This window comes from Nocardia sp. CC227C, from assembly GCF_030767025.1.
In the GTDB taxonomy this organism is placed as follows: domain Bacteria; phylum Actinomycetota; class Actinomycetes; order Mycobacteriales; family Mycobacteriaceae; genus Nocardia.
Genome location: NZ_JASITE010000003.1, coordinates 327149 through 348980, shown reverse-complemented (window position 1 = coordinate 348980; position 21832 = coordinate 327149). Strand labels below are relative to the sequence as shown.

Genomic DNA, 21832 nt, shown 5'->3' with positions numbered 1-21832 from the left:
GCGGCACCACCGGGTCACGCGGCACGCGGGCACCAACCCGAAGCCGCGCCGATCTCCGTGGCCGGGCGTCAGCGGGCGGCCAGGTCGCGCAGAGTGCCGATGGCGGGGCGGAGGTGGGCGAGGAGGGGGGAGGCGGAGATGGGGGTTCCGGCGGTGGCCGGGGCATGGGCGGCGAGGTTGGCGGCGAGGGAATGGGCGCGGGCGGCCGCGGCGGCGGACCAGGAGGGGTCGCGGCCCGCGGCGAGGAGTGCGCCGATGATGCCGGAGAGCACGTCGCCGGAACCGGCGGTGGCCGCCCAGGAACCGCCCGCCTCGTTGACCAGGACCGGGCGGCCGGGGGTGGCGACGAGGGTGGCGCGGCCCTTGAGCAGGACGGTGACCTGCCAGGAATCGGCGAGTTCCCGGACGGCGGCGACCCGGTCGGGCGCCGGGTCCGCGCCGGTGAGCCGGGCGAATTCTCCCGCGTGCGGGGTGAGCACGGTGGGGGCCGTGCGGCCGGTGACCAGGCTCGGGTCCTGGGCGAGCAGGGTGAGGCCGTCGGCGTCGACCACCACCGGCAGATCGGTGGCGAGGATCTCGGCGAGCCGGTCGCGGGCGGCGGCGTCGGTGCCCGCACCGGGACCGAACACCCAGGACTGCACCCGCCCGGTCTCCTTGACCGAGGGGGCCGCGATCACCTCCGGATAGTGCGCGAGCACCTGCTCGCCTCCGGTGCCGGCGTAGCGCACCATGCCCGAGGTGGCGGCGACCGCGGCCCCCGTGCACAGCACGGCCGCCCCCGGATAGGTCGCGCTGCCCGCGCAGACACCGGTCACGCCCTGTGTGTACTTGTCGTCGGCCGCCCCGGGCACCGGCCACTCCGCTCCCACCGATTCCGGTTCCAGCGCCGCGAGATTCGGCTTCGGCAAACGTAATCCGATGGGCACCAGCACGATTCGGCCACACCGGGAGGTCGCGAGCGCGTGCACCGGCTTGTACGCACCGAAGGTCACCGTCACATCGGCGCGGACCGCCGGGCCGGAGACCGCTCCGGTGTCCGGGTCCACCCCGCTGGGAAGATCCGCGGCGATAATCGGAACCTGCACGGCGGCAACGAGTTCCGCCGCACGGGGACGCAGCGACCCCCTGCCGGAGATGCCGACGATGCCGTCGACCACCAGATCCGGCGTCCCCAGATCCTCGCGCACCCGGCCGCCGGTGCGCCGCAGCGCGGCAAGCCCTTCCCGATGCACCCTTTCCGGAGACAGCAGTACCGCGTGCACCGCCACGCCGCGTCGCCGCAGCATGGATCCGGCCCACAGCGCGTCGCCGCCATTGTCCCCGGATCCGACGAGCAGTGTCACGGTCCGCCCCGCGACCCCACCGGTCCGCTCCCGCAATTCCCCCGCGACCACGTCGGCGAGCCCGAACGCGGCACGCCGCATCGGCATTCCGGCGGGCACCCGGGTGAACAACTCCGCCTCCGCCGCCCGCACCTCGTCGGCCGTGAAATATCCGCGCACAGGTCGCCTCCGATCCCCGCTCGAGCCACCGTCCCGCCCCACGATAATCCGCCCGCCCCGCAGCCACCGCCCGTCACCCCACAGGCGGTCACCCACGAGGGGAATTCACGGCGTCGACCATTCGCACGATGCCGCCACCCGGTTCCCCGCGATCAGGCGTCCGAGACGGAGACACCGGGATGGGGTCTCTTCGCCGGGGCCGACGCCTCCGCACGGAGGCGGGCCCGGGGGCGGCCGCGAATGGTCCGCTACCGGCGGAGTCTAGGCTGGCGGACATGTCGACTGGTTCCCGAGGTAGGTCCGTGCGTGTCCTGATCAGCATGTTCGCCGTGGCGGGTGCGCTGGTTGCCGCCGGGTGCGGCGCGGACGGCGAGAACGCCGACGGCACGCCGACGTCCACCGTGTCGAACTCGGCAGCCCCGACCACGTCCGGGCCGCGGACGCCCGCCGACACAATCGTGACCGTCACGGATATGCGGTTCTCCCCCGCCGACATCACCATCACGGCGGGCGACACCGTCACCTGGAAATTCTCCGACCGCGTACCGCATTCGGTGCAGGGCATCGGCGACGCCGCCATGGGCATCAACAGCCCGATCCTCACCAAGGGTGAGTGGAGCTACACCTTCACCGTGCCCGGCACCTACCGCTACCTGTGCCCGCTGCATCCGGAGATGAAGGGCACCGTGACCGTCCGGTAGACCGGCCCTATTCGACGGTGACCGACTTGGCGAGGTTGCGGGGCTTGTCCACGTCGTAGCCGCGCGCCATGGCGATCTCGGCGGCGAACACCTGCAGCGGGACGGTGGCCAGCAGTGGCTGGTACAGCGTTGGCGCGGAAGGGATCTCGATGAGGTGGTCGGCGAACGGCCGCACCGTGTCGTCCCCCTCCTCGGCGATCACGATGGTGCGCGCGCCGCGCGCCTGGATCTCGCGGATATTGCTGAGCAGCTTGGCGTGCAGCACCGCTCGCCCCTTGGGCGAGGGCATGATGACGATTACCGGCAGCCCCTCCTCGATCAGGGCGATGGGGCCGTGCTTGAGTTCGCCCGCGGCGAAGCCCTCGGCGTGGATGTACGCCAATTCCTTGAGCTTCAAAGCGCCTTCGAGCGCCACGGGATATCCGACGTGGCGGCCGAGGAACAGCACCGTCGACTCCCCGGCCAGCTGGCGAGCGATGGCGCGCACCTGCGGGGCGGTCTCCAGGACCCGGTCGACGAGCTTGGGCATGGCCTCGAGCTCTTCGAACTCCCGCGCCACCTCGTCCGGGTACTTGGTGCCGCGCGCCTGCGCCAGCGCCAGGCCCACCAGGTAGTTGGCGGTGATCTGCGCCAGGAACGCCTTGGTGGAGGCGACGCCGATCTCCGGCCCGGTGCGGGTGTAGAGCACGGCGTCGGACTCCCGGGGAATCTGCGCGCCATTGGTATTGCAGATGGCGAGCACGCGCGCCTTCTGGTCCTTGGCGTGCCGCACCGCCTCCAGGGTGTCGGCGGTCTCCCCGGACTGAGAGATGGCGACGACGAGGGTGGAGCGGTCCAGAACCGGGTCGCGGTAACGGAATTCGCTGGCCAGCTCCACTTCCACGGGCAGCCGGGTCCAGTGCTCGATGGCGTACTTGGCGAGCAGCCCGGCGTGGTACGAACTGCCGCAGGCGACTACGAACACCTTGTCGACCTCGCGCAACTCCTGGTCGACGAGGCGCTGTTCGTCGAGCACGATCCGCCCGTCGGCGAAGTGGCCGATGAGGGTGTCGGCCACGCCAGCGGGCTGCTCCTCGATCTCCTTGAGCATGAAGTAGTCGTGACCGCCCTTCTCGGCCGCGGCGAGATCCCAGTCGATGGTGAAGGGCCGGGTGCGCACCCCCTCGGTGGCGCCGTGGAAGTCGGTGACGGTGTAGCTGTCGGCGGTGATGACGACGGCCTGGTCCTGCCCGAGTTCGACGGCCTCGCGGGTGTGTTCGATGAACGCGGTGACATCGGAGGCGATGAACATCTCCCGCTGCCCGACCCCGACCACCAGCGGGGTCGAGCGGCGTGCGGCGACGATCGTGCCCGGATGGTCGGCGTGCGTGAACACCAGGGTGAACGCGCCTTCGAGGCGGCGCACCACGGCCAGCGCGCTGGCGACGAAGTCCCCCGCGGTCGCACCGGCGGCGTAGGCGCGCGACACCAGATGCACGGCGACCTCGGTGTCGGTATCGCTGCGCAGTTCGACCCCGGCGTCCTCGAGTTCGCGGCGCAGCGGCGCGAAGTTCTCGATGATGCCGTTGTGCACGACGGCCACCCGGCCGTCGAGGTCCCGGTGCGGGTGGGCGTTGCGGTCGGTCGGCGCGCCGTGCGTGGCCCAGCGGGTGTGTCCCATGCCGGTGGTTCCGGTGAATCGTGCCCGCCCGGCCTCGGTCAGTTCCGCCTCCAGGTTGGCGAGCCGCCCGGCCTTGCGCTCCACCGCGAGGCCGCCGGCTCCGTCCAGGATGGCCACCCCCGCGGAGTCGTAGCCGCGATACTCCATGCGGCGCAATGCGTCCACCACTACAGCGAGGGCGTCCCGATACCCCACGTACCCCACGATTCCGCACATGGGGCCTCAGAGTACTGGGTTGGGGAGGGGCACTTCGCCCGGTGGTTCGCCCCTTCCGCGCCCTCGAGACCGCCCGCCTCGGCGGTTCGCCCGATTCCTCCGGACTTGCCACGGCGAGTCGCGAATCACGCCGGGCGGTCCGGCTGATCGGGCCGATGTGAGTGCGCGACGCCCGAGAAGGACGCTGTTGAATCACCCGAGCACCCAGGTCCCTCGACAGGCTGTAAGTTCAACTGCGTGTCGGCGTCAGTGAAATCGCTATTGAGCACCTTGACCGTGAAGGGTCCGCACACGGTGCTGCGCGGCAATCTCGGTATCGCCGGGCAGCCCGGAGTGGTGTTCACCCCGGAGAAGGGGTTGAACCTACCCGCGGTGGCCTTCGGACACGGGTGGTTGACCGGGGCCGGGAACTACCGGCGCCTGCTCGAGCATCTGGCGTCGTGGGGGTACGTCGCGGCCGCACCCGACACCGAACGCGGGCCGATCCCCTCGCATCTGAACCTGGCCACCGACCTGCTCACCACCCTGGACATCTGCACCGGCGTGCGCTTGGGCAAGGGGGACATCAGCGTGCACCCCGACAAACTGGCCCTGGCCGGGCACGGGATGGGTGCCGGAGCTGCCATCATCGCCGCGTCCCAGCGCGCGGTCGCCGCCGTGGCCGCCCTCTATCCCGCGCCGACCGCCCCGTCGGGTGAGGCGCTGGCCCCGAATATCGACACCCCCGCACTCATCCTGGCCGGTGCCTCCGACATCGACTCGGTCAGCTCCAACGCCGTCCCGCTGGCCGCCGCCTGGGGCGGCCCCGCCATCCTCCGCTCGGTGGAGAAGGCCACGCACAACGGCATCGTCGAGGGCCGCCGCGCACTGGCCGCCCTCGGCGCGGGCAAGCACGAACCGAAGACCGAACGCCTCACCCGCGCCCTGCTGGTCGGCTACCTCAACTACACCCTGCTCGGCGACAAGACCTACAAACTCTTCGCCGACCCCGAAGCGGTCATCCCGCACACCGAACTGGTGGACCCGCACGCGGTCGACGAGGAACCGGAACCGGAACCGCAGAAACTCCCGCTGCTACAACTGGTGCAGACCCTGCGAAAGTAGCTCCACCACACCAGTTCTCGAACTCCTGCGGCCAGACCCACGCGGGCGGGAGTTCGCTCAGGCCCCGTTCGCCCTGCCGAGCGGCGGATCCGGCAAGGGTCGCGGAACATGCCGCGCATACGTTTCCTCCGGCGTCACGGTGATCACATCCACCTGTTCCACCAGCGATCCGGGCACCCGCCCGCCCTCGAAGTGCTCGATCCCGGGAACGATCACCGCTCCGGCGTCCAGCCGCGTGGCTCGGCCCTTCAGCCGGGCCAGCGGCGGCCGCCCGAATTTCGGGTCCTAGACGATCATGTCGGCGAAGTCGTAGCCGAGCCGAGCCGCCAACTCGCGGATCCGACTCTCGTCCCGGAACTGGGCCGCGCCCGACACATCGGTCCGCAGATACCCGATTGCCGTTGCCCGATAGCGCATCTCATCTCCTCGCTGTGCGTCGTCGGCAGCGTGGTAGATCTCCAGGCACACCCCAGGATGACCATCGACCGCGTCATCGTCGTAAGCGTTGATTTCCAGCACACCGCCGGGGAACTCTCCGAGCCTGGTCCGCCTGCCCATCCCGCTCCCCTTGGTTCGATGGTGGTCGGCGACCGGGGGCGGGACGACCGCACCGCCCCCGAGCACCTGAGAAAGACGCTATGTGGGCGACAAACGGCAACTCCAGAAGTTTTCTCGAGTTTTCTAGCTGAATGTCGTTCAGCTCCGGAATCGGCCCCTGAACGGGACCATTGGTGGGGCGTGACAAATCCGGCACGCGCTCGAGCGGGAGGACTGGATCATGAGCAAGCGGTTGCGATTTCTGGGTAGGAACGGCTCGCCGGGCAATACCTGTCCGACGCTGTACGAGACCGAAGACAGCTTCGTAGCGCAGGGGTGGCGCACAAACACTTCCGGAACTGTCGAAATCCCCCATGTGCTACTGGTTTACACCGATCCGGAGACCTATCTCGGCTCTCCGCTCGTCGACAGCGGAAGAGGCACCTTCCTGTTGAGCGGCACGCCGGTCACGGACCCGAACATATTGGCGCAGCTGGAAATAGCACCGAATGAGGCGGCAGTAGAAGTACCCAGGAGGGAGAGGAGATTCTACGGTGAAGCTGTTACAGGGTGACGCATTCGATGACCTGATCCGGAGCAGTCGGCGCGAAGCCTTCCACCTCGAGCTACAGGACGACTATGAGTCGCCAGATGGGGATGAGCCGTACCGCAACTGGGTGGCCGGTGGCCCGGCGGACGATTTCGCCTGGTTCCAGGATTGGCTGAACCTGGTGCGGGACTTCACCGCGCGGGGGGCGGTAATGCGTCGGGCACGAGTGGTCACGGTTCCGATGACGGACTATCAGCGGTGGATGCTGGAGATCACAGTGAACAATGTCGCTGCTGGCGAGGACGTTCGGTACCTGGCGAGACATCTGGCCGACTCACGCCGATTGTCAACCGACGACTGGTGGCTACTGGACGATGAGACCGTGATCTTCACAACGTTCGAGACGAGTGGCCGGTTCGCAGGCGCGGCGGTTACGCACGACCCGCGGATCATTGCTCACTGTCAGGAGGTTCGAGACTACGTCTGGTCGGCGGCTGTGCCGTATGCCGATTACGCCGCTCTCCAGACACAGTGACCAGCGCTGTACATGAACAACGGCAAGCTCTCGGGCTACGGCTCCGGGAGCTTCGCCGTGATGCCGGTTTGACCGGCCGCGCGCTGGCGAAATCGGCGAACTGGCCGGAGTCGAAGATCAGCAAGCTGGAGTACGGTCGGCAGACTCCCACGGAGGAAGATCTTCGAAGCTGGTGTGACCATACGGGCAGCCGTGATCAGCTACCCGATCTGATCGCGACGTTGCGGAACATCGAAGCCGCCTATATGGAGTGGCGACGAGCGCTCGGGATCGGCACGCGTCGGCACCAGCGCAGGTTGGACCGGGTCGCACAGGCGGCCACTCGATTGTGTTGGTATGAGCCACTTCTCATTCCGGGCCTGTTGCAGACTCCCGGCTACATCGAGGCGGTGCTCCGTAGAATGATCAAGTTCTACGGAATTCCCGACGATCTGGACGATGGAGTCGAGGCCCGTGTCGAACGCCAGAAGATTTTGCACCACGGCAATCGCAGGTTCTCGTTCGTCATCGCCGAACAAGCTCTACAGACCACGGTCGGAAACGAATCGATCATGCTGGGGCAGCTGGAATACCTTCTCGCGACGATGTCCTTGCCACGACTGGTGCTCGGGATCGTGCCCGAACAGGCCGCCCTGGATGGTCCAGCCATCAATGGGTTCGTCATGTACGACAACCGGCTGGTGCTGGTTGAGACGGTGAGCGCGGAGCTGAGAATCAACCAGCCGCGCGAGATAGCGCTCTACGCCAAGCTGTTCGCATCGCTGTCCGAACAGGCCCTCTACGGCGAACCTGGTCGGGAGCTGATCCGGAAAGCGATTGAAACTCGGATCTAGCTCCGTTGCCCAACCCCGCACGCGCCGAACTCAACGAATCCGGCACGCGTCCGCCGGGAATGGCGTGGCAGGTCAGGGTGTGGGCGCATCCGGGAGTGGAGGGATCGGTTCCACCGGAACACCGGTCGCCCCGCTGTCCGGGGCCGATTGTCGGTCCAGGGGCGGAATGCCCGGGTAGGTCGGCGGCGAGTCCGTTCCAGGCGGGTCGGGCATCGGTGAGTCGGGTGAAAGGTCATTCGGGGATCCGGGAGGCATCGGGGGGTACTGCTGCGTGGAACCGTGTTCGGGGTCGTCTCGATGCGGGACGGGCGGACCCGGGACTTCCTGGTCGGAGGCGTCCTGGCCCGGGACATCTCGGTCGGTGGCATCTCGACACGCTGCATCTCGATCCGGATCGCCTGGGTCCGGCGCGGGGCAGACCTGGGGGCTTTCCGAGGGTGGGGCGGGCGGTTGGGTGCTTTCCGGAGCGGGTTGCGGGCAGTCGGGTGAGGTGGGTTCCTCGGGTGGTGGGCTGTCTGACGAATTCGGGGTCTCGCCGGGATTCGGTGTGGGTGGGGCGTCAGGCAGCGATGTGGACGAATCCCCGGGTGCGGTGGGGTCGGGTCGATACGAATCGGGCTGTGGGGTATCAGGTTCCGGGGGCGTGGCCGGCGTTTCGGGTTCGGCGGTGAGGACCGGTATGCCGTGCTCGTTCAGGCGGAGGGTGAAGGTGGTCGTGGCACCGGCCGGGTCGGTGAGGACGACGCTCAGGGCGCCGTCCGTGGTCTGCTCGATGGTGAGGTCGTGTCGGCCCAGCTCGAATTCGGCTTTCTCACCTGGCTGGTCGGTGACTGGGGGCGGATCGGGATCACCGTTGTCGGGGTCGACGTCGGCGCTGGGTTCCGTTGCCGGATAGTCGGATTGGTCGGGGTTGGTCAGGTCGCTCAGGCTCCCGAGGACCGATTCGACGCCGGTCTGGAGGCCCGCTGTGATATTGCCGAGGAGGTCGGTGAGCGCGGAGCCCGCGCCCGCGAGCAGGGAACCGAGCTGTAGCGGATCAGATTGTGCGCCGGTGTCTTCGCCCGGATGGGTGTCGGACCAGGAGTCCGACGGCGAGTGGCCGGTGGTGTTCGCGCCGAGCGGCTGGGCCTGCCCGCCCGGCGCGGGCTGCCCGAGCGCGGACGTGGTTCGGCCGGCACCGACCGAGGCCGAGGGATGTTCCGTCGGAGTGCCCGCCCAGTTGGAGGGCGAGGCGGTGGCAGGTGCGGCGGCTGCCGGGCTCGACTGTGCACCAGGAGCCGGGGTGCCCGACAGCGCACCCGGGTGTGCGGCGTTCGGCGGGCTCGACTCACCCGAAGGAACGGTGCTCGCAGGACTCGGCGACTCACTCGGAGGCGCGGTGCTCGCAGGACTCGGCGGGGCACCCGAGGATGCGGCGGGAGCTGGTGGTGTACCGGGTGGACTCGCGGCCGACCCAGCCGTCGCGGGGGCGGTTCCCGCTGCGGCACCCGGTTCGACCGGGCCCGTGGATTGCGCTGGCGCTGTTGCGGTTTCGTTCGCGGGAAGCGGCGGCTCGAAAGGCGCTACGGGGCGGGGATAGGGGCCGTCCTGGAGTGCCGCCATGGCGGTCGTGATGGCGCGATAGTTGTCGACCACGATGCGGTCGATGTCCGCGCACATTGCCGTGAACTCGGCATGTTTGCGTTCGACATCCGGTTTGAAAGTCTCCCGCAGCCACGCGGTGGCGGCATCGTCCGCGGTGTCGAGCATCGCTTCGATATCGCCGGACGACTTGCCGCCGATGGCGACGGCGCTGCCATCGCCCCCGCGCCGTTCGAGAAGCCCCATCGTCCGTACGGCTTTCGTGAATACCGCCTGCCGCAGCGGGTCGAGCACGCCGTCGATGACCGCCACCACGGCCTGGGCGACATCGAGATCACCGCGCGCCCGCCGCTGCTGACCGTCGACCACCTCGCGGGCGGCCGCGCCGCCGCGCCCCGCCCAGACATCCGGCAGTCGTCGCGCGACACCCAGCTGGCCCATCCACTGCCGCTCGGCCCCGATGACCGCATCGGCCAGCGCATTCCGTGCCGCGTCGAGCTTGCCGAGATCGAGCCCCCGCTGCTCGTCGTACCGGGCTTGCAGTTCCCGCTCCCCGACACCGGGCAGCGCACCGAAGGCCCGCTCGTACAGGGGAAGGAACCGCTCCCAGTACTCGAGCCCGACCGCCCCGTAATCCAATATCTCGTCGACGGACCTTCCCGCCGGATCGAAAGTCATAGTCCCCCCTGCCATCCCGCCGTGTCGTACGGCATGTATCTCCAGTCCACCCACTGCGACCACGCGGGTGCTGTTTCCCGTGCGACCGCACCGGTGCGATCTCGGCTCGAGCGCTACTCGCGGGAAACACGTACCGGACCTTTTCGATCAACACACGAACCTGCCGGATGCCTGTGCACGGCAGCCCGGCCGTACTCGCGCCCAACGCGCACCGGCTCCGCCGGTGGCGGGCCATCCGGGCCTTGTCTTTCGGCACGCGAGCCGACTTCACTCGGGTGGCACACGCTCCGGTCCGACCTGCGCCGCACACAATCGTGTCCGACCCGTGCGGCTACCGTGGGGTGCGCTCGGCCCGCTCCCGGTCGGTGCGCTCGTACTCCGCGACCGCCGTATCCAGGCCCGAGGCGGTGGCGGCGGTGGCGGTGGCCCAGTCGCGTAGCCAGCCCGCGAGGTGTTCGAGCCCTCGATGCACCGCTATGCCCTGCTCCGCGTAGTCCCGTCCGGCTTCGTCGTTGCCGATGCCGAACATGTGCTCGTCGATGCGCCGCGCCTGTAGGCGTAGCGATTCCGCGGAGTCGCGCAAGGTTCCCGCGGCGATGCGCAGCGCGGCGATATCCACCGCGAAGCCGTCGGCCCCGCCACCCATATGTCCCCCTTTCGTGTTCCGCCGCCAAGGCGGCAGGGTTCAGCTACCGTCGGTCACCCGTTCGACGACGGCCCCGACGGCATTCGACCGCCACGGGTTCACCGACGTCCTTCATCGGTCACGTGCACACGCCCGCGCGGTTCACTGCCGACGCGCGGTACACCCACCGACCTCGTGGTCCACCTTCGGTCGGGCCATCCCGCCCATGTCCCCGCAGCCATGGAGTTCGGAATCGAACGGCCGCAAGGGGGCGGGTAAGTCGCCCCCCGGCCCGGGGCGCAGCAACCTCTCACGCCCGGTCCGCAGGCACGACCTGAACACGCTCGGCCGTCACGACCCAAGCCCGCTCGGCCGCCAAGCCCCAAGCTCACTCGGCCGCCAAGCCCCGAACGGCTCAGCCGCTACGGCTGGAGGCCCGCTGTCGCGGTAGGTGTGGGACCGCCGTGCCGAGTCTGTCGAACGAGTCCGGCGGTTGACCGAGCCCGGCCGATGCGTTCATCCGCCCAGGCTGCCGCCGTCGGTGCGCACCCATTCGCTGGTGCCGTCCGTGTTGTGGCGGAATTCCCAGGCGGCGTAGTCGCCGCCCTCGTCGACGACCGTGACGTGGTCGGCGTAACCGTCGTGGTCCAGATCGGTCCACACGTGCATGGCGCGGTCACCATTGGTGGTGAGGGTGTCCAGGCGACCGTCGCCGTCGATGTCCTGAAGGGGATGGGTTAGCTCCACCGCGCCCAAAGCACCCAGCTCCGAGTGGGTGTCGAGATTCGGCAAGTCCAGACCGGGCAGATCACCGGATGCGACCATGTGCACTCCTTCACTGCGACGTGCCCATCATCCTCGCACCCGGGGCGGCGGCCCGGGGGACTTACTCTCGAGTTGTGGATGACTCGCCGGGTGTGGATAACCCTGGTCTGCTATCCCTGGGCGACGTACGGTCCCTTGTTCTTCGGAATCACCAGCCAGAGCACCAGGTAGATGACGAACTGCGGTCCCGGCAGCAGGCAGGACAGCACGAACAGCGCGCGGATGAGATTGGCGTTCCAACCGAAGTACTCGGCAAGTCCACCGCAGATTCCGGCGATCCACTTGTCGCTGGTCGAGCGGGTGAGGCGGCGGGTGGGAGTCGGTGTTGTCATACCTCAACTCTCCCCGCGCGGCCCCGCGTGCGCATCGGTCCAACACCCGATTCGGACCCTGACTTTTCGCCGCCCCCGTCTCAGGGTCCAACCCTGAACAGGGCAGACTGCACCCCGTGAGCGCAACTCTGCACGCCCGCGGGCTATCGGCCGGACACGGCGAACGAACCCTGTTCGCCGACCTCGATCTGGTTCTCGCACCGGGCGACGTGATCGGCCTGGTCGGCGTGAACGGGGCCGGAAAGTCGACCCTGCTGCGCATGCTCGCCGCCGGTCGGGCGGCAGACGGCACCATCGCGCTCAGTCCACCCGACGCGACCGTCGGCTACCTCGCGCAGGAACCCGAGCGCCTGGCGGGCGAGACGGTCATCGCCTTCCTGGCCCGCCGCACCGGTGTCGCGGACGCACAGCGGCATATGGACGCGGCAGCCGTTCGGCTAGCCGACGGCGGCGCGGACGAGTACTCCCCCGCCCTGGAGCGCTGGCTGGCGCTCGGCGGCGCGGATCTCGAACAGCGCGCCGCGGAGGTGGCCGCCGAACTCGGCCTCGCCGACAGCCTGCCGCACGGCCTGGACACGCCCATGACAGTGCTCTCCGGCGGCCAGGCCGCCCGCGCCGGACTGGCCTCGGTGCTGTTGTCGCGCTTCGACATTCTGCTGCTCGACGAGCCGACCAACGATCTGGATCTGGACGGCCTGGAACGCCTGGAGCAGTTCGTCGCGGGCGTGCGCGCTCCCCTCATGGTCGTCAGCCACGACCGGGAGTTCCTGGCGCGCACCGTGAATCGCATCGTCGAACTGGATCTCGCCCAGCAGCGAGTCGACGTCTACGACGGCTCCTACGAGTCGTATCTGGCCGAGCGTGCGATAGCCCGCCGCCACGCCCGCGAAACCTACGAGGAGTACGCCGACACCAAGGCCGGGCTGGAGGCCCGTGCCACCATGCAGCGCAACTGGATGGAGCACGGTGTGCGCACCGCCCGCCGCAAGGCCAAGGACCCACGAAAGCTGGACTCCGACAAGGCCGGCCGCAAGATGCGCGCGGAGTCCACGGAGAAACAGGCATCCAAGATCAAGCAGACGCTCAAGCGCATCGAGCGCTTGGACGCGGTGGAGGAACCGCGCAAGGAGTGGGAGCTGCGCATGGCCATCGCGGCCGCACCGCGCAGCGGCACGGTGGTCGCCACCCTGTCGAATACCACCGTGACACGCGGCGACTTCACGCTCGGGCCGGTCACCGTGCGGATCGACTTCGGTGACCGCATCGTGCTCACCGGCGACAACGGTTCGGGCAAGTCCACGCTGCTGTCCCTGCTGCTCGGAAAGACCCGGCCGGACAGCGGTTCCGCCACTCTGGGCTCCGGCGTCGCCATCGGCGAGGTGGATCAGGCCCGCGGGCTGTTCCGCGGAACCGCCGCGCTCGCCGATACTTTCAGCGCCGAGGTGCCCGACTGGCCGGAGGCCGAAGTCCGCACTCTACTGGCGAAATTCGGTCTGCGCGGCCCGCACGTGCTGCGCCCCAACGACACCCTGTCGCCCGGCGAGCGCACCCGCGCCGCCCTGGCCCTACTCCAGGCACGCGGGGTCAATCTCCTCGTGCTGGACGAGCCCACCAACCACCTCGACCTGCCCGCCATCGAACAGTTGGAGCAGGCGGTGGAATCCTTCGACGGCACCCTGCTGCTGGTCACCCACGACCGCCGCATGCTCGACACCGTGCGCGCCACCCGCCGCTGGCGCATGGAGCGCGGCCGACTGATCGAGGACCACTGACGCGCTGCGGCAACGAGGGGCCGATCACTCCGCTTCACGCCCGCCCTCGAGCCACGGACACGACGGCTGAGTTCTACACGGCCGCTACCAGTTTCGCGAGGTCACCGGCCAGCCGCTGGGCCTGGTCCAGATCGGTGGCCTCCACCATGACGCGGACCAGCTGCTCGGTTCCACTGGGACGCAACAGGACTCGGCCTGTATCGCCGAGGACGCGTTCGGCTTCGGAAACCGCCTCCCGCACCGAGGACGCGGACGCGACGGCCGACTTGTCGCTGACCGGGACATTCACCAGCACCTGCGGCACGGCCTGCACCACGGACGCCAGATCAGCCAGGCCGCAGCCGGTTTCGGCCATGCGCGCCATGAGTTTCAGACCGGTGAGAATGCCGTCGCCGGTGGTGCCGAAGCGCGGGAACACCACATGTCCGGACTGTTCGCCGCCGAGCGAATAGCCGCCGCGCCGCAGCTCCTCCAGGACGTACCGGTCGCCGACCGCCGTGGTGAGCACCGTGATTCCGGCCGCCCGCAGCGCGATGTGCAGGCCCAGATTGCTCATGACCGTCGCCACCAGCGTGTTGTCGACCAGTTCGCCGCTATCGCGCATGGCCAGCGCCAGGATCGCCATGATGGCGTCGCCGTCCACGACCGCGCCGGTGGCGTCCACGGCCAGGCAGCGGTCGGCGTCACCGTCGTGTGCCAGCCCCAGGTCCGCGCCGTGTTCGAGCACCGCGCGACGTACCTGGTCCAGATGCGTCGAACCGCACCCGTCGTTGATATTGCGCCCGTCCGGGTCGGCGTGAATGGCGATGACGGTCGCGCCCGCCTCGCGGTACGCGGTCGGCCCCACCTCGGAGGCCGCGCCGTTGGCGCAGTCCACCACGACCTTCAGTCCGCTCAGGTCCCGCCCGGTGGCCTCCACGAGATGTTCCACGTAGCGCTCGTGCGTGCCCTCCAGGGTGTAGGCGTCGTCGGCGTGGAAGACCTGCCCGCCGAGGCCGGGACGACCCAGGACCCGTCCGATGGCAGCGCCGGTGGGCCGGGCGAAGGAGCCCTCGGCGACGAGCGCCTCGATGCGGTCCTCCACGGCGTCGTCGAGCTTGTGCCCACCCGCGGCGAAGATCTTGATTCCGTTGTCCGGCATGGGATTGTGCGATGCCGAGATCATGACGCCGAGGCACGCGTCGTACACGCCGGTCAGATACGCGACCGCCGGAGTCGGCAGCACGCCGACCGACAGCACGTCCACCCCGGCCGACGTCAGCCCCGCGGTGACCGCCGCCTCCAGCATTTCCCCGCTCGCCCGCGGATCACGTCCCACCACCGCCAGCGCGCGCTTTTTGCCCCGGCTCAGAACCTGTGCCGCCGCGGCCGAAACCCGCAGCGCCAGTTCCGGACTCAATGATTCGTTGGCGAGCCCGCGGACTCCGTCGGTGCCGAACAAACGTCCCATACCTCACCCCTGGTCTATTGACATAGCAAAAAGCAGGCGCCCGGCCGGTCCGAAAACCGTTGCCGGAAGCCTGCTTTCGTACCGGGGATCGCCCCCGCCATGCGGGGAACACGCGGTCCCGCCGCGCCATACCCGTACGAATCGCCGCACCAGACAATACCGTGCCCGGCCCTTCGCGGAGCCGGGCACGGTAGAGCCGTACGGCGCAATATCAGCGCTTCGAGTACTGAGGCGCCTTGCGGGCCTTCTTGAGGCCGTACTTCTTGCGCTCGGTGGCACGGGGGTCACGAGTCAGGAAGCCGGCACGCTTGAGGGCCGGACGATCCTCGGGGGTGACCTCGATCAGCGCACGGGCGATGGCGAGACGCAGCGCGCCGGCCTGACCGGACGGGCCGCCGCCGACCAGGCGGGCGTGCACGTCGAAGGTCTCGGTGCGCTCGACGGTGACCAGCGGGGACTTCACCAGCTGCTGGTGCACCTTGTTCGGGAAGTAGTCCTCGATGGTGCGGCCGTTGAGCACGAAGTTGCCGGAGCCGGGCACCAGGCGGACGCGGACGACGGCCTCCTTGCGGCGGCCGACGGTCTGCACCGGGCGGTCGATGACGACCGGGGCGAAGGGCTCGGCGGTGTACTCGGCGTCGTAGCCGGCACCCTCGTCGACGACCTCGACGGTGGTGTCCTCGACGACGAGGTCGTCGTTGAATTCCTCAGGAGCGGTCACTGGGCCACCTGCTTGATCTCGAACGGAATGGGCTGCTGAGCGGCATGCGGATGGGTCGGGCCCGCGTACACCTTCAGCTTGCCGGCGATGCGGTTGCCCAGCTTGTTCTTCGGGATCATGCCCTTGATGGCACGCTCGACCAGCCGGTCGGGGCGGGTCTCGAGCACCTGGCGGACAGACCGGGTCTTCAGACCGCCCGGGTGGCCCGAGTGGGTGTGGATGAAGGTGCGGTCGGCCTTGTTGCCGGCAATGGAGATCTTGTCGGCGTTGATGATGATGACGAAATCGCCACCATCGACGTTCGGAGCGTAGGTCGGCTTGTTCTTGCCACGCAGCAGATTCGCTGCCTGCACGGCAAGGCGGCCGAGCCGTACGTCAGTGGCGTCGATGACGTACCACTTGCGGGTCACGTCACCAGCCTTGGGGCTGTACGTAGGCACAGTGCTTCCCTGTCTGTCGTCGGTGTTGCCAGCCAAGCATGCGATCGAGCCGATCCCGGCGGCCGGTGGAGACCCGGGGGCTCGTGGGACACACCGGTTGCCCGGCGGTACCGCACGCCAACGGGCCACGATACCAGGGGCGGGCCGATCACCATAAACCGGTCTCCGGCGGGGGCTGACAGCGACCCGGTCTCGGGCCGGGTCCGGCAGTCAACCGGTCACAAGCCACGTCAGGCAGCGAACCGGTCCCCTCGGGCCGAACGGGACGACCGAGTGATCCGCGGCCGGGCAGCGCGGGTCAGATCTGGATGGGCGGGCCCGGGTCCGCGCCCCGGATCGGGCCGGGGATGGAGTATCGCAGGGTGTCGATGCCGCTGGGAGTGCACTCGACCGCCCCGGATCCGTTGATGGCGGCGATGCCGGGGCTGGGCGGGAGGGTGGCGAAGGGGATCACGGCGCACGAGCCCCCGGCCGGTTCGGCGGCCCGCTCCACGGCGGGCCAGGAGCCGAAGTCGCCCACCTGCCGAACGGCGGGCGCGGGGATGTCGTACTCGGCCGAGCGAATGTCGAAGTGACTGGCCGCCGCTGCCGATGCGACGGAACCTGGTATTTCGGCGGCGGTCGGGTTCACATCAGCGCCGGAGGACACATCAGCGGTGCCGGAAACAATGCCAGAGGTGCCGGAAGAGACGCCAATGGTGCCGGATGACGCGTCGGCGGCACCGAACCCGGATGACGCGGCGTCGGAGTCCCCTGTGGTTCCGGCCCCCGGGGCGGTCGCCGCGAGATCGTCGGCGGGGTGTCCGGTGGAGTGCAGGGTGACAGCGGCGAAGGCGGCCGCACCCAGGATGGCGGGGGCTCCGAAGCGCTTGCGCATCAGCGCTTGCCCTTCATCTTGCGCCACAAGCCCTTGCGCTTGCGATCGCCCTCGGCCGCATCGCGATCCGAGCTGTCGGCATCGCGGTCCGGCGATAGCGGATAGGGGGATTGCGGCCCGCTGGACGGCATCGGTCCACCGTACCTCGCTCCGCCCTGGCCCGCCCCGGTTCCAGCGGACGTACCGCCGGGCCCGTATCCCCCGCCACCCGGCCCGTACTGCGGCTGCCCGTACCCGCCGGAAGCACCACCGGAGCCGTATCCCTGCCCCGGCCCAGCCTGCCCGTGCGGCCCCGTGCCCTGCCCCGGGCCAGCCTGCCCGTGGGATCCGGTGCCCTGGCCAGGCGCACCCTGCCCGTACGGGCCGCTCTGTCCCGGCGCGCCGGGAGCTTGTCCATACGGAGCGGCACCTTGTCCGGGAGTGGCGGGGACCTGTCGGTGCGGACCGGTGTTCTGCCCCGGCGCGGTGGAGCCCGGCGAGTACGGCCCCGCACTCCGGTCCGCATAGTTCTGTCCTGAATAGCCCTGTCCCACAGGAGTATCGCCGGAGCCCGGCTGAGGCTGGCCCGAATAGCCCTGCTCGGCAGTTCCACTCGCACCACCACCCGACTGCCCGCCGCTACCGGTGGGCGAATCGCCCTGCCCCGCAGCCTGACCGGGCTGCGGCTGCCGTTCGACCGCGGCGGTCATCCGATCGTCGGCGGGTGTCCCCGGTGGCCGCGTGAACCGCCCGCCCACGGTGGCGAGCCCCGGCGGCAGCCCCTGCGTCGACGCGATCGGCACCTCCCCGCTGGGTGGATTCGAGGCGGCCGCATGTCCCTGCGCCGCGAGCTGCGCGGCCTCGGCCTGGGTCATCCGGCGCGTCTGCCCCTCGGCGGGGTCGATCCCACCGGACGCAGACTGCGCACCCCCGCCGCGGCTCGCCGCCTGCGCCCCGTCCGCCGCAGCACCTCGGGCGACGCGGTCCGCCGCATCGCCCTCGGCAACGCGGTCCGCCGCGGCACCCTTGGCAGCGGAATTCGCCGCCGCGCCACGCCCGACCTGCCCCGCCACGGCCGCCCCGGCCTGCTGGTCAGCGGCGGCTACAGCCTGCTGACCGGCCGCGCCGCCCGGTTGCGCGTACCCGGGCTGTCCGGGTGGGGTGAGGCGTGGGTCCGGTGCGTACCGGTCGTCCTCGATGTCATTGGCCAGCAGATGTGTCGCGCCCAGGACCAGCGCGTGCATGGGATGGTCGGCGACCTGGAGACGGTGGCCGAGATGATTCTGGAAGGCCAGGCGCAGGGCGTCGTTGAAGGCGATGTTCCCGGTGAGCAGCACCGTGGAGGTGTCCGCGCCGATGGTGCGGGCGGCGGCCATGACCTCGATCACCACATTGTCGGCGGCGCGAGCGTCGTGCAGGGCCTGCGGGTGGATGGTCAGGCCCATGGACTCGGTGGGTTCCTCGTCGTCACCGTGCACGGCCACGACGAGACAGCCGCGACCGTCGGAGTAGACCCCGGTCGCGCCGACCACCGGGCCGGGCTCGGGACCGCGCACCAGGTTCAGCGCACGCACGTATCCCGACAGCGCCACCGATTCCGGCAGCGGCTCCACGATCACGCCGAGCTGCTCGACCAGGCGCGCGTATTCGTCGACCTTGGGGTCGGGCCAGTCGTCCGGGAACGGCAGCGCCACCACCGCGGGCGCCCCGCCCAGATGCTTGCCGATACCCGCCAGCGGATTGAACAGCCGGGCCCGGAACACCAGTTCTGCGGGCCAGGTCGCGCCGGCCACCACGATCTGCGGGTGACCGATGATGTCGCGCACATCCGAGATGGCGATACCGACGTCGGGACGCCGGTCCACCCCGGCGGTGTGCAGCCGACCGGATGAATCCGCCAATAGGTACGCGGGCGGTGTGTATGTGCCTTCGACCTGCACCGGGCGGATCGGTGTGCCGCCGCCACCGGCGGCCGCCGTCACCACATCCCACCCGAGATGCACTGCCCCAACTCGAGCCGTCACAGCCACCAGTCTGCCTGTTCACCCGTCGGCACGCGCGCCGCGCCCGTCACGCGGCCGATTTCTTGAGCCGCAGCCGAGACCAGGTGAGCAGCGCGAAGACCAGCGCCAGCACGCCCAGCATGCTCACGTTCAGCACCCAGATCCGGGGTTCGTGCTGCCACAGCTCGTCGGGCTGCGCGGCGGCGAACAGCTCACGGATGTTCACCGTGGACGCACCGGCGGCATAGCCCCAGCGCGCCGGGAACAGCCAGGAGACCTGCTCCAGGACCACCCGGTCGGTCACCTGGATCATGCCGCCCGCCATCACCAGCTGACACATGATGACGACGACCAGCAGCGGCATCACCTGCTCGTTGGATCGGGCCAGCGTGGACAGCAGCAGACCGAGCACCACACAGGTCACCGTGGTCAACGCGATATCGACATACAGCTCGATACTGCCGCTGGGTATGACCGCACCGGCGCTGGGAGCCTTCTTGACCGCCAGCACGATGCCCAGCATGACCGCCGCCTGCAGCAGCGCGGCAATGCTGAAGATGACCACCTTCGACATGAGGTACGCGCCCGAGCGCAGGCCGACGGCGCGCTCACGGAAGTAGATCGCGCGCTCCCCCACCAGATCTCGCACCGTCAAGGTGGATCCCATGAAGCAGGCGCCGAGTACCAGCACCACCAGCAGCTGCTGGGATTCGCTGCCGCCGACGACCATGAAGGAGCCGTCCGGCATCTGGGTGAGCGCGCCCCGCTGGAAGCCGTTCTTGCCCGGCACCACCAGCGACAGTCCGCCGAGCACGAACGGCATCACCGCCAGGAAGATCAGATAGCCGCGATCGGCCAGGATCAACCGCACCTGTCGCCGCGCCAGCGTCGAGAACTGTTTGAAACCACTGGATTTCGGCGGCTTCACCGGTTCGAGCTGTTTTACCGCCGGTGGCGGCGGCGCGAAGGCTTGGCGCGACCGGTAATTCGCGAAGGCGCGATCGGGATCGGCGGCGACCCGGGAGAAGATCTCCGCCCAGTCGCTGGTGCCGAGGAAATCCTGCACCCCGCCCGGATGCCCGCAGAAGGCGGTCTTGCCGCCGGGTGCGAGCAGCAGCACCTGATCGCACATATCCAGGCAGGCAACGGAATGCGTGACGACGATGACGGTGCGGCCCGCGTCGGCGAGCTCACGCAGCATGGTCATGACCTGGCGGTCCAGCGCCGGATCCAGACCCGAGGTGGGTTCGTCGAGAATCAGCAGCGAGGGACCGGTCAGCAGTTCCATCGCCACCGAGGCGCGTTTGCGCTGACCGCCCGAGAGCCGGTCGACGCGGGTATCGGCGTGCTGCGTGAGCGAAAGTTCCGCCAGCACACCGTCGATCACGCGTTTGCGGTCTTCCTTGGTGGTGTCCGGGGGCAGGCGCAGCTGGGCGGCGAAGCCCAGCGCCTGCTTGACGGTGAGCTGGCGGTGCAGCACATCGTCCTGGGGCACCATGCCGATACGGGAGCGCAGCGCGTCGTATTCGGCGTGCAGATTGCGGCCCTCGAAGGTGACCACACCGGCCGACGGCGACGTGGCGCCCGCGATGAGTTTGGACAGCGTGGACTTGCCCGCACCGGACGGCCCGATGAGCGCGGTCAGCGATCCACGCCCGGCCTGCATGTTCACATCGACGAGCAGTTGCTGGTTGCCCTCGACGGTGAATCCGATGCCGTGTACGTGCAGGCCCTGCTCGGCGACCGGCCGCTGCCGGTGGACTAGGGTGCCCTCCTTGACGACGAAATCGACATTGCCGATGGTGACGATATCGCGTTCGCGCAGCTCGACCTGCTGTTGCCGACGGCCGTTGACGAAGGTGCCGTTGGCCGACCCGAGATCCTCGATGGTCAGCCCGCCCTGGCTGCCCGCGATGAGGCGGGCGTGCTTGCGAGAGGCCAGCGGATCGTTGACGACGATCTGATTGTCGGGCGTACGACCGATATTCAGACCGCCCGAGGGCAGCCGATCGGCCCGCGCCACCGGACCTTCGGAGGCCCGGGCGCGCACCGGCGGCAGTGCCGAGACATCGGCCTTGGCCGTCATATTCATGACATCCGGAGCGCCCGCGTGCAGCGGAACGTCCGGCTGCGACGACGGCGGACGCACCTCGGGCTGCGCGGCGGCGGGCGGGCGCACCTCCGGCTGCGGCATCGACGGCGGGCGCAGGTCGGGCTGTGGCATCGACGGCTGCCGCGCCTCCGGATGTGGAGCCGAGGGTGGCCGCTGCATCTGCTGCGACTGCGAGGGCAGCCGATGCTGCGGCGGCTGATGCTGCGGCGGCTGGTGGGAGGGCTGTCGGTGCTGCGGCTGCTGATACGCGGGCGGCTGGTGCTGCGGCGACGACGGCGGCCGATGCTGCGGCGGCTGATTCGTCGGCTGCCGGAAGGCGTGCGGCTGCGCGTACGGCTGGGGCCGCTGCTGCTGCGGCGGCGGGGTGCGCCGCGGTTCCTGAGGTCGCTGCTGCGGCGGCCACTGCTGCGGCGGTGCCGCCGGGTTCGGCATCGGCCCGCTCCCCCCGCGGGCGGCCTGTGGCAGCAGTTGCAACAGCGGCCCCGTGATGGCATCGCCGAGGCGCACCTGGGTGGGCCGGTGGATGGCCAGTGGCATGGTCAGCCTGCGGGCGTCCACGAAGACGCCGTTGGTGCTGCCGTTGTCGGCGAGCACCCACGCGCCGCCCTGAAACGACAGTGTGGCGTGTACGCGCGACACGAGAGGGCTGTCCACGAACAGCGCCACCTCGGGTGCCCGGCCCATGGTGACCTGTTGGCTCGCGTCGAAGACCCGATCGGTTCCTTCATGACGCACGGTGATCTGCTGCGCCCCCGGTAAAGACATGCTGCGGATAGTATCAGCGGGGGTAAAAACCCA

Annotated in this window: 20 protein-coding genes; 6 read left to right on the top strand and 14 right to left on the bottom strand. The window is 69.4% G+C overall.

Features of this window, described 5'->3' with window-relative positions; genetic code table 11:
* Nucleotides 1-68: 68 nt before the first annotated feature.
* Nucleotides 69-1502: an NAD(P)H-hydrate dehydratase gene (locus tag QMO76_RS07420; protein WP_306360436.1), complete on the bottom strand. Its 1434-nt coding sequence runs from the start codon at nt 1500-1502 to the stop codon at nt 69-71.
* A 302-nt stretch (nt 1503-1804) separates the two neighbouring features.
* Here QMO76_RS07420 and QMO76_RS07415 point away from each other — a divergent pair, with 302 nt between their 5' ends.
* Nucleotides 1805-2203 (top strand): plastocyanin/azurin family copper-binding protein, encoded by a 399-nt coding sequence (locus QMO76_RS07415; protein WP_306360435.1) that lies wholly within the window; start codon nt 1805-1807, stop codon nt 2201-2203.
* Nucleotides 2204-2210: 7 nt separating this feature from the next.
* Here QMO76_RS07415 and glmS read toward each other — a convergent pair whose 3' ends face one another.
* A complete protein-coding gene (gene glmS / locus QMO76_RS07410) occupies nt 2211-4079 on the bottom strand; it encodes a glutamine--fructose-6-phosphate transaminase (isomerizing) (RefSeq protein ID WP_306360434.1) in 1869 nt (622 codons plus the stop codon).
* Nucleotides 4080-4316: 237 nt separating this feature from the next.
* Between glmS and QMO76_RS07405 the strand changes: the two genes are divergently transcribed.
* Nucleotides 4317-5183: a dienelactone hydrolase family protein gene (locus QMO76_RS07405; protein WP_306360433.1), complete on the top strand. Its 867-nt coding sequence runs from the start codon at nt 4317-4319 to the stop codon at nt 5181-5183.
* Nucleotides 5184-5240: 57 nt separating this feature from the next.
* Here QMO76_RS07405 and QMO76_RS07400 read toward each other — a convergent pair whose 3' ends face one another.
* The gene (locus QMO76_RS07400; protein ID WP_306360432.1) at nt 5241-5399 is read right to left on the bottom strand and encodes a hypothetical protein; all 159 of its coding nucleotides are present in this window, start codon (nt 5397-5399) and stop codon (nt 5241-5243) included.
* A gap of 69 nt (nt 5400-5468) precedes the next feature.
* Nucleotides 5469-5741 (bottom strand): hypothetical protein, encoded by a 273-nt coding sequence (locus QMO76_RS07395; protein WP_306360431.1) that lies wholly within the window; start codon nt 5739-5741, stop codon nt 5469-5471.
* A 220-nt stretch (nt 5742-5961) separates the two neighbouring features.
* Here QMO76_RS07395 and QMO76_RS07390 point away from each other — a divergent pair, with 220 nt between their 5' ends.
* Genes QMO76_RS07390 through QMO76_RS07380 form a run of 3 tightly spaced genes read left to right on the top strand, consistent with a single transcriptional unit; the run spans nt 5962 to nt 7638 of the window.
* On the top strand, nt 5962-6294 hold the full coding sequence (locus tag QMO76_RS07390) for a hypothetical protein (RefSeq protein WP_306360430.1): 333 nt from the start codon (nt 5962-5964) through the stop codon (nt 6292-6294).
* Nucleotides 6275-6805, top strand: a complete 531-nt coding sequence (locus tag QMO76_RS07385) for a DUF6879 family protein (RefSeq protein ID WP_306360429.1) — start codon at nt 6275-6277, stop codon at nt 6803-6805. The genes QMO76_RS07390 and QMO76_RS07385 overlap by 20 nt, the downstream gene beginning before the upstream one ends.
* Entirely contained in the window at nt 6802-7638 is an 837-nt protein-coding gene (locus QMO76_RS07380) for a helix-turn-helix transcriptional regulator (protein WP_306360428.1), read from the top strand. Before QMO76_RS07385 ends, QMO76_RS07380 begins: the two co-directional genes overlap by 4 nt.
* A gap of 72 nt (nt 7639-7710) precedes the next feature.
* On the opposite strand, the gene QMO76_RS07375 is transcribed toward QMO76_RS07380, so the two are convergent.
* From QMO76_RS07375 to QMO76_RS07360, 4 genes are all read right to left on the bottom strand, one after another.
* Nucleotides 7711-9897 carry a hypothetical protein gene (locus QMO76_RS07375; protein ID WP_306360427.1) on the bottom strand — a complete coding sequence of 729 codons (2187 nt, stop codon included), beginning with the start codon at nt 9895-9897 and terminating at the stop codon, nt 7711-7713.
* A 331-nt stretch (nt 9898-10228) separates the two neighbouring features.
* Entirely contained in the window at nt 10229-10543 is a 315-nt protein-coding gene (locus QMO76_RS07370) for a hypothetical protein (protein ID WP_306360426.1), read from the bottom strand.
* Between the two features lie 495 nt (nt 10544-11038).
* Nucleotides 11039-11347 (bottom strand): DUF6802 family protein, encoded by a 309-nt coding sequence (locus QMO76_RS07365; RefSeq protein ID WP_306360425.1) that lies wholly within the window; start codon nt 11345-11347, stop codon nt 11039-11041.
* A gap of 110 nt (nt 11348-11457) precedes the next feature.
* Complete coding sequence (locus QMO76_RS07360; RefSeq protein WP_306360424.1) at nt 11458-11679, bottom strand: PspC domain-containing protein; 222 nt, start codon at nt 11677-11679, stop codon at nt 11458-11460.
* Between the two features lie 116 nt (nt 11680-11795).
* Here QMO76_RS07360 and QMO76_RS07355 point away from each other — a divergent pair, with 116 nt between their 5' ends.
* Nucleotides 11796-13451 (top strand): ABC-F family ATP-binding cassette domain-containing protein, encoded by a 1656-nt coding sequence (locus QMO76_RS07355; protein ID WP_306360423.1) that lies wholly within the window; start codon nt 11796-11798, stop codon nt 13449-13451.
* A 73-nt stretch (nt 13452-13524) separates the two neighbouring features.
* Here QMO76_RS07355 and glmM read toward each other — a convergent pair whose 3' ends face one another.
* From glmM to QMO76_RS07325, 6 genes are all read right to left on the bottom strand, one after another.
* Nucleotides 13525-14901: a phosphoglucosamine mutase gene (gene glmM / locus QMO76_RS07350; RefSeq protein WP_306360422.1), complete on the bottom strand. Its 1377-nt coding sequence runs from the start codon at nt 14899-14901 to the stop codon at nt 13525-13527.
* Between the two features lie 211 nt (nt 14902-15112).
* Nucleotides 15113-15622 carry a 30S ribosomal protein S9 gene (gene rpsI, locus QMO76_RS07345; protein WP_306360421.1) on the bottom strand — a complete coding sequence of 170 codons (510 nt, stop codon included), beginning with the start codon at nt 15620-15622 and terminating at the stop codon, nt 15113-15115.
* Nucleotides 15619-16062: a 50S ribosomal protein L13 gene (gene rplM / locus QMO76_RS07340; protein ID WP_029923748.1), complete on the bottom strand. Its 444-nt coding sequence runs from the start codon at nt 16060-16062 to the stop codon at nt 15619-15621. Before rplM ends, rpsI begins: the two co-directional genes overlap by 4 nt.
* Before the next feature lie 298 nt (nt 16063-16360).
* A complete protein-coding gene (locus QMO76_RS07335; RefSeq protein ID WP_306360420.1) occupies nt 16361-16939 on the bottom strand; it encodes a hypothetical protein in 579 nt (192 codons plus the stop codon).
* Nucleotides 16939-18942 carry a hypothetical protein gene (locus QMO76_RS07330; protein WP_306360419.1) on the bottom strand — a complete coding sequence of 668 codons (2004 nt, stop codon included), beginning with the start codon at nt 18940-18942 and terminating at the stop codon, nt 16939-16941. Before QMO76_RS07330 ends, QMO76_RS07335 begins: the two co-directional genes overlap by 1 nt.
* A 46-nt stretch (nt 18943-18988) precedes the next feature.
* Complete coding sequence (locus QMO76_RS07325) at nt 18989-21799, bottom strand: FHA domain-containing protein (protein WP_306360418.1); 2811 nt, start codon at nt 21797-21799, stop codon at nt 18989-18991.
* Nucleotides 21800-21832 lie beyond the last annotated feature (33 nt).

Bases quoted from the DNA above. Each gene is read 5' to 3' on its own strand.
- QMO76_RS07360 (WP_306360424.1), bottom strand. From the start codon at position 11,679: ATGACAACACCGACTCCCACCCGCCGCCTCACCCGCTCGACCAGCGAC.
- QMO76_RS07325 (WP_306360418.1), bottom strand. From the start codon at position 21,799: ATGTCTTTACCGGGGGCGCAGCAGATCACCGTGCGTCATGAAGGAACC.
- glmM (WP_306360422.1), bottom strand. From the start codon at position 14,901: ATGGGACGTTTGTTCGGCACCGACGGAGTCCGCGGGCTCGCCAACGAA.
- QMO76_RS07375 (WP_306360427.1), bottom strand. From the start codon at position 9,897: ATGACTTTCGATCCGGCGGGAAGGTCCGTCGACGAGATATTGGATTAC.
- QMO76_RS07395 (WP_306360431.1), bottom strand. From the start codon at position 5,741: ATGGGCAGGCGGACCAGGCTCGGAGAGTTCCCCGGCGGTGTGCTGGAA.
- QMO76_RS07335 (WP_306360420.1), bottom strand. From the start codon at position 16,939: ATGCGCAAGCGCTTCGGAGCCCCCGCCATCCTGGGTGCGGCCGCCTTC.
- QMO76_RS07365 (WP_306360425.1), bottom strand. From the start codon at position 11,347: ATGGTCGCATCCGGTGATCTGCCCGGTCTGGACTTGCCGAATCTCGAC.
- QMO76_RS07370 (WP_306360426.1), bottom strand. From the start codon at position 10,543: ATGGGTGGCGGGGCCGACGGCTTCGCGGTGGATATCGCCGCGCTGCGC.
- QMO76_RS07390 (WP_306360430.1), top strand. From the start codon at position 5,962: ATGAGCAAGCGGTTGCGATTTCTGGGTAGGAACGGCTCGCCGGGCAAT.
- glmS (WP_306360434.1), bottom strand. From the start codon at position 4,079: ATGTGCGGAATCGTGGGGTACGTGGGGTATCGGGACGCCCTCGCTGTA.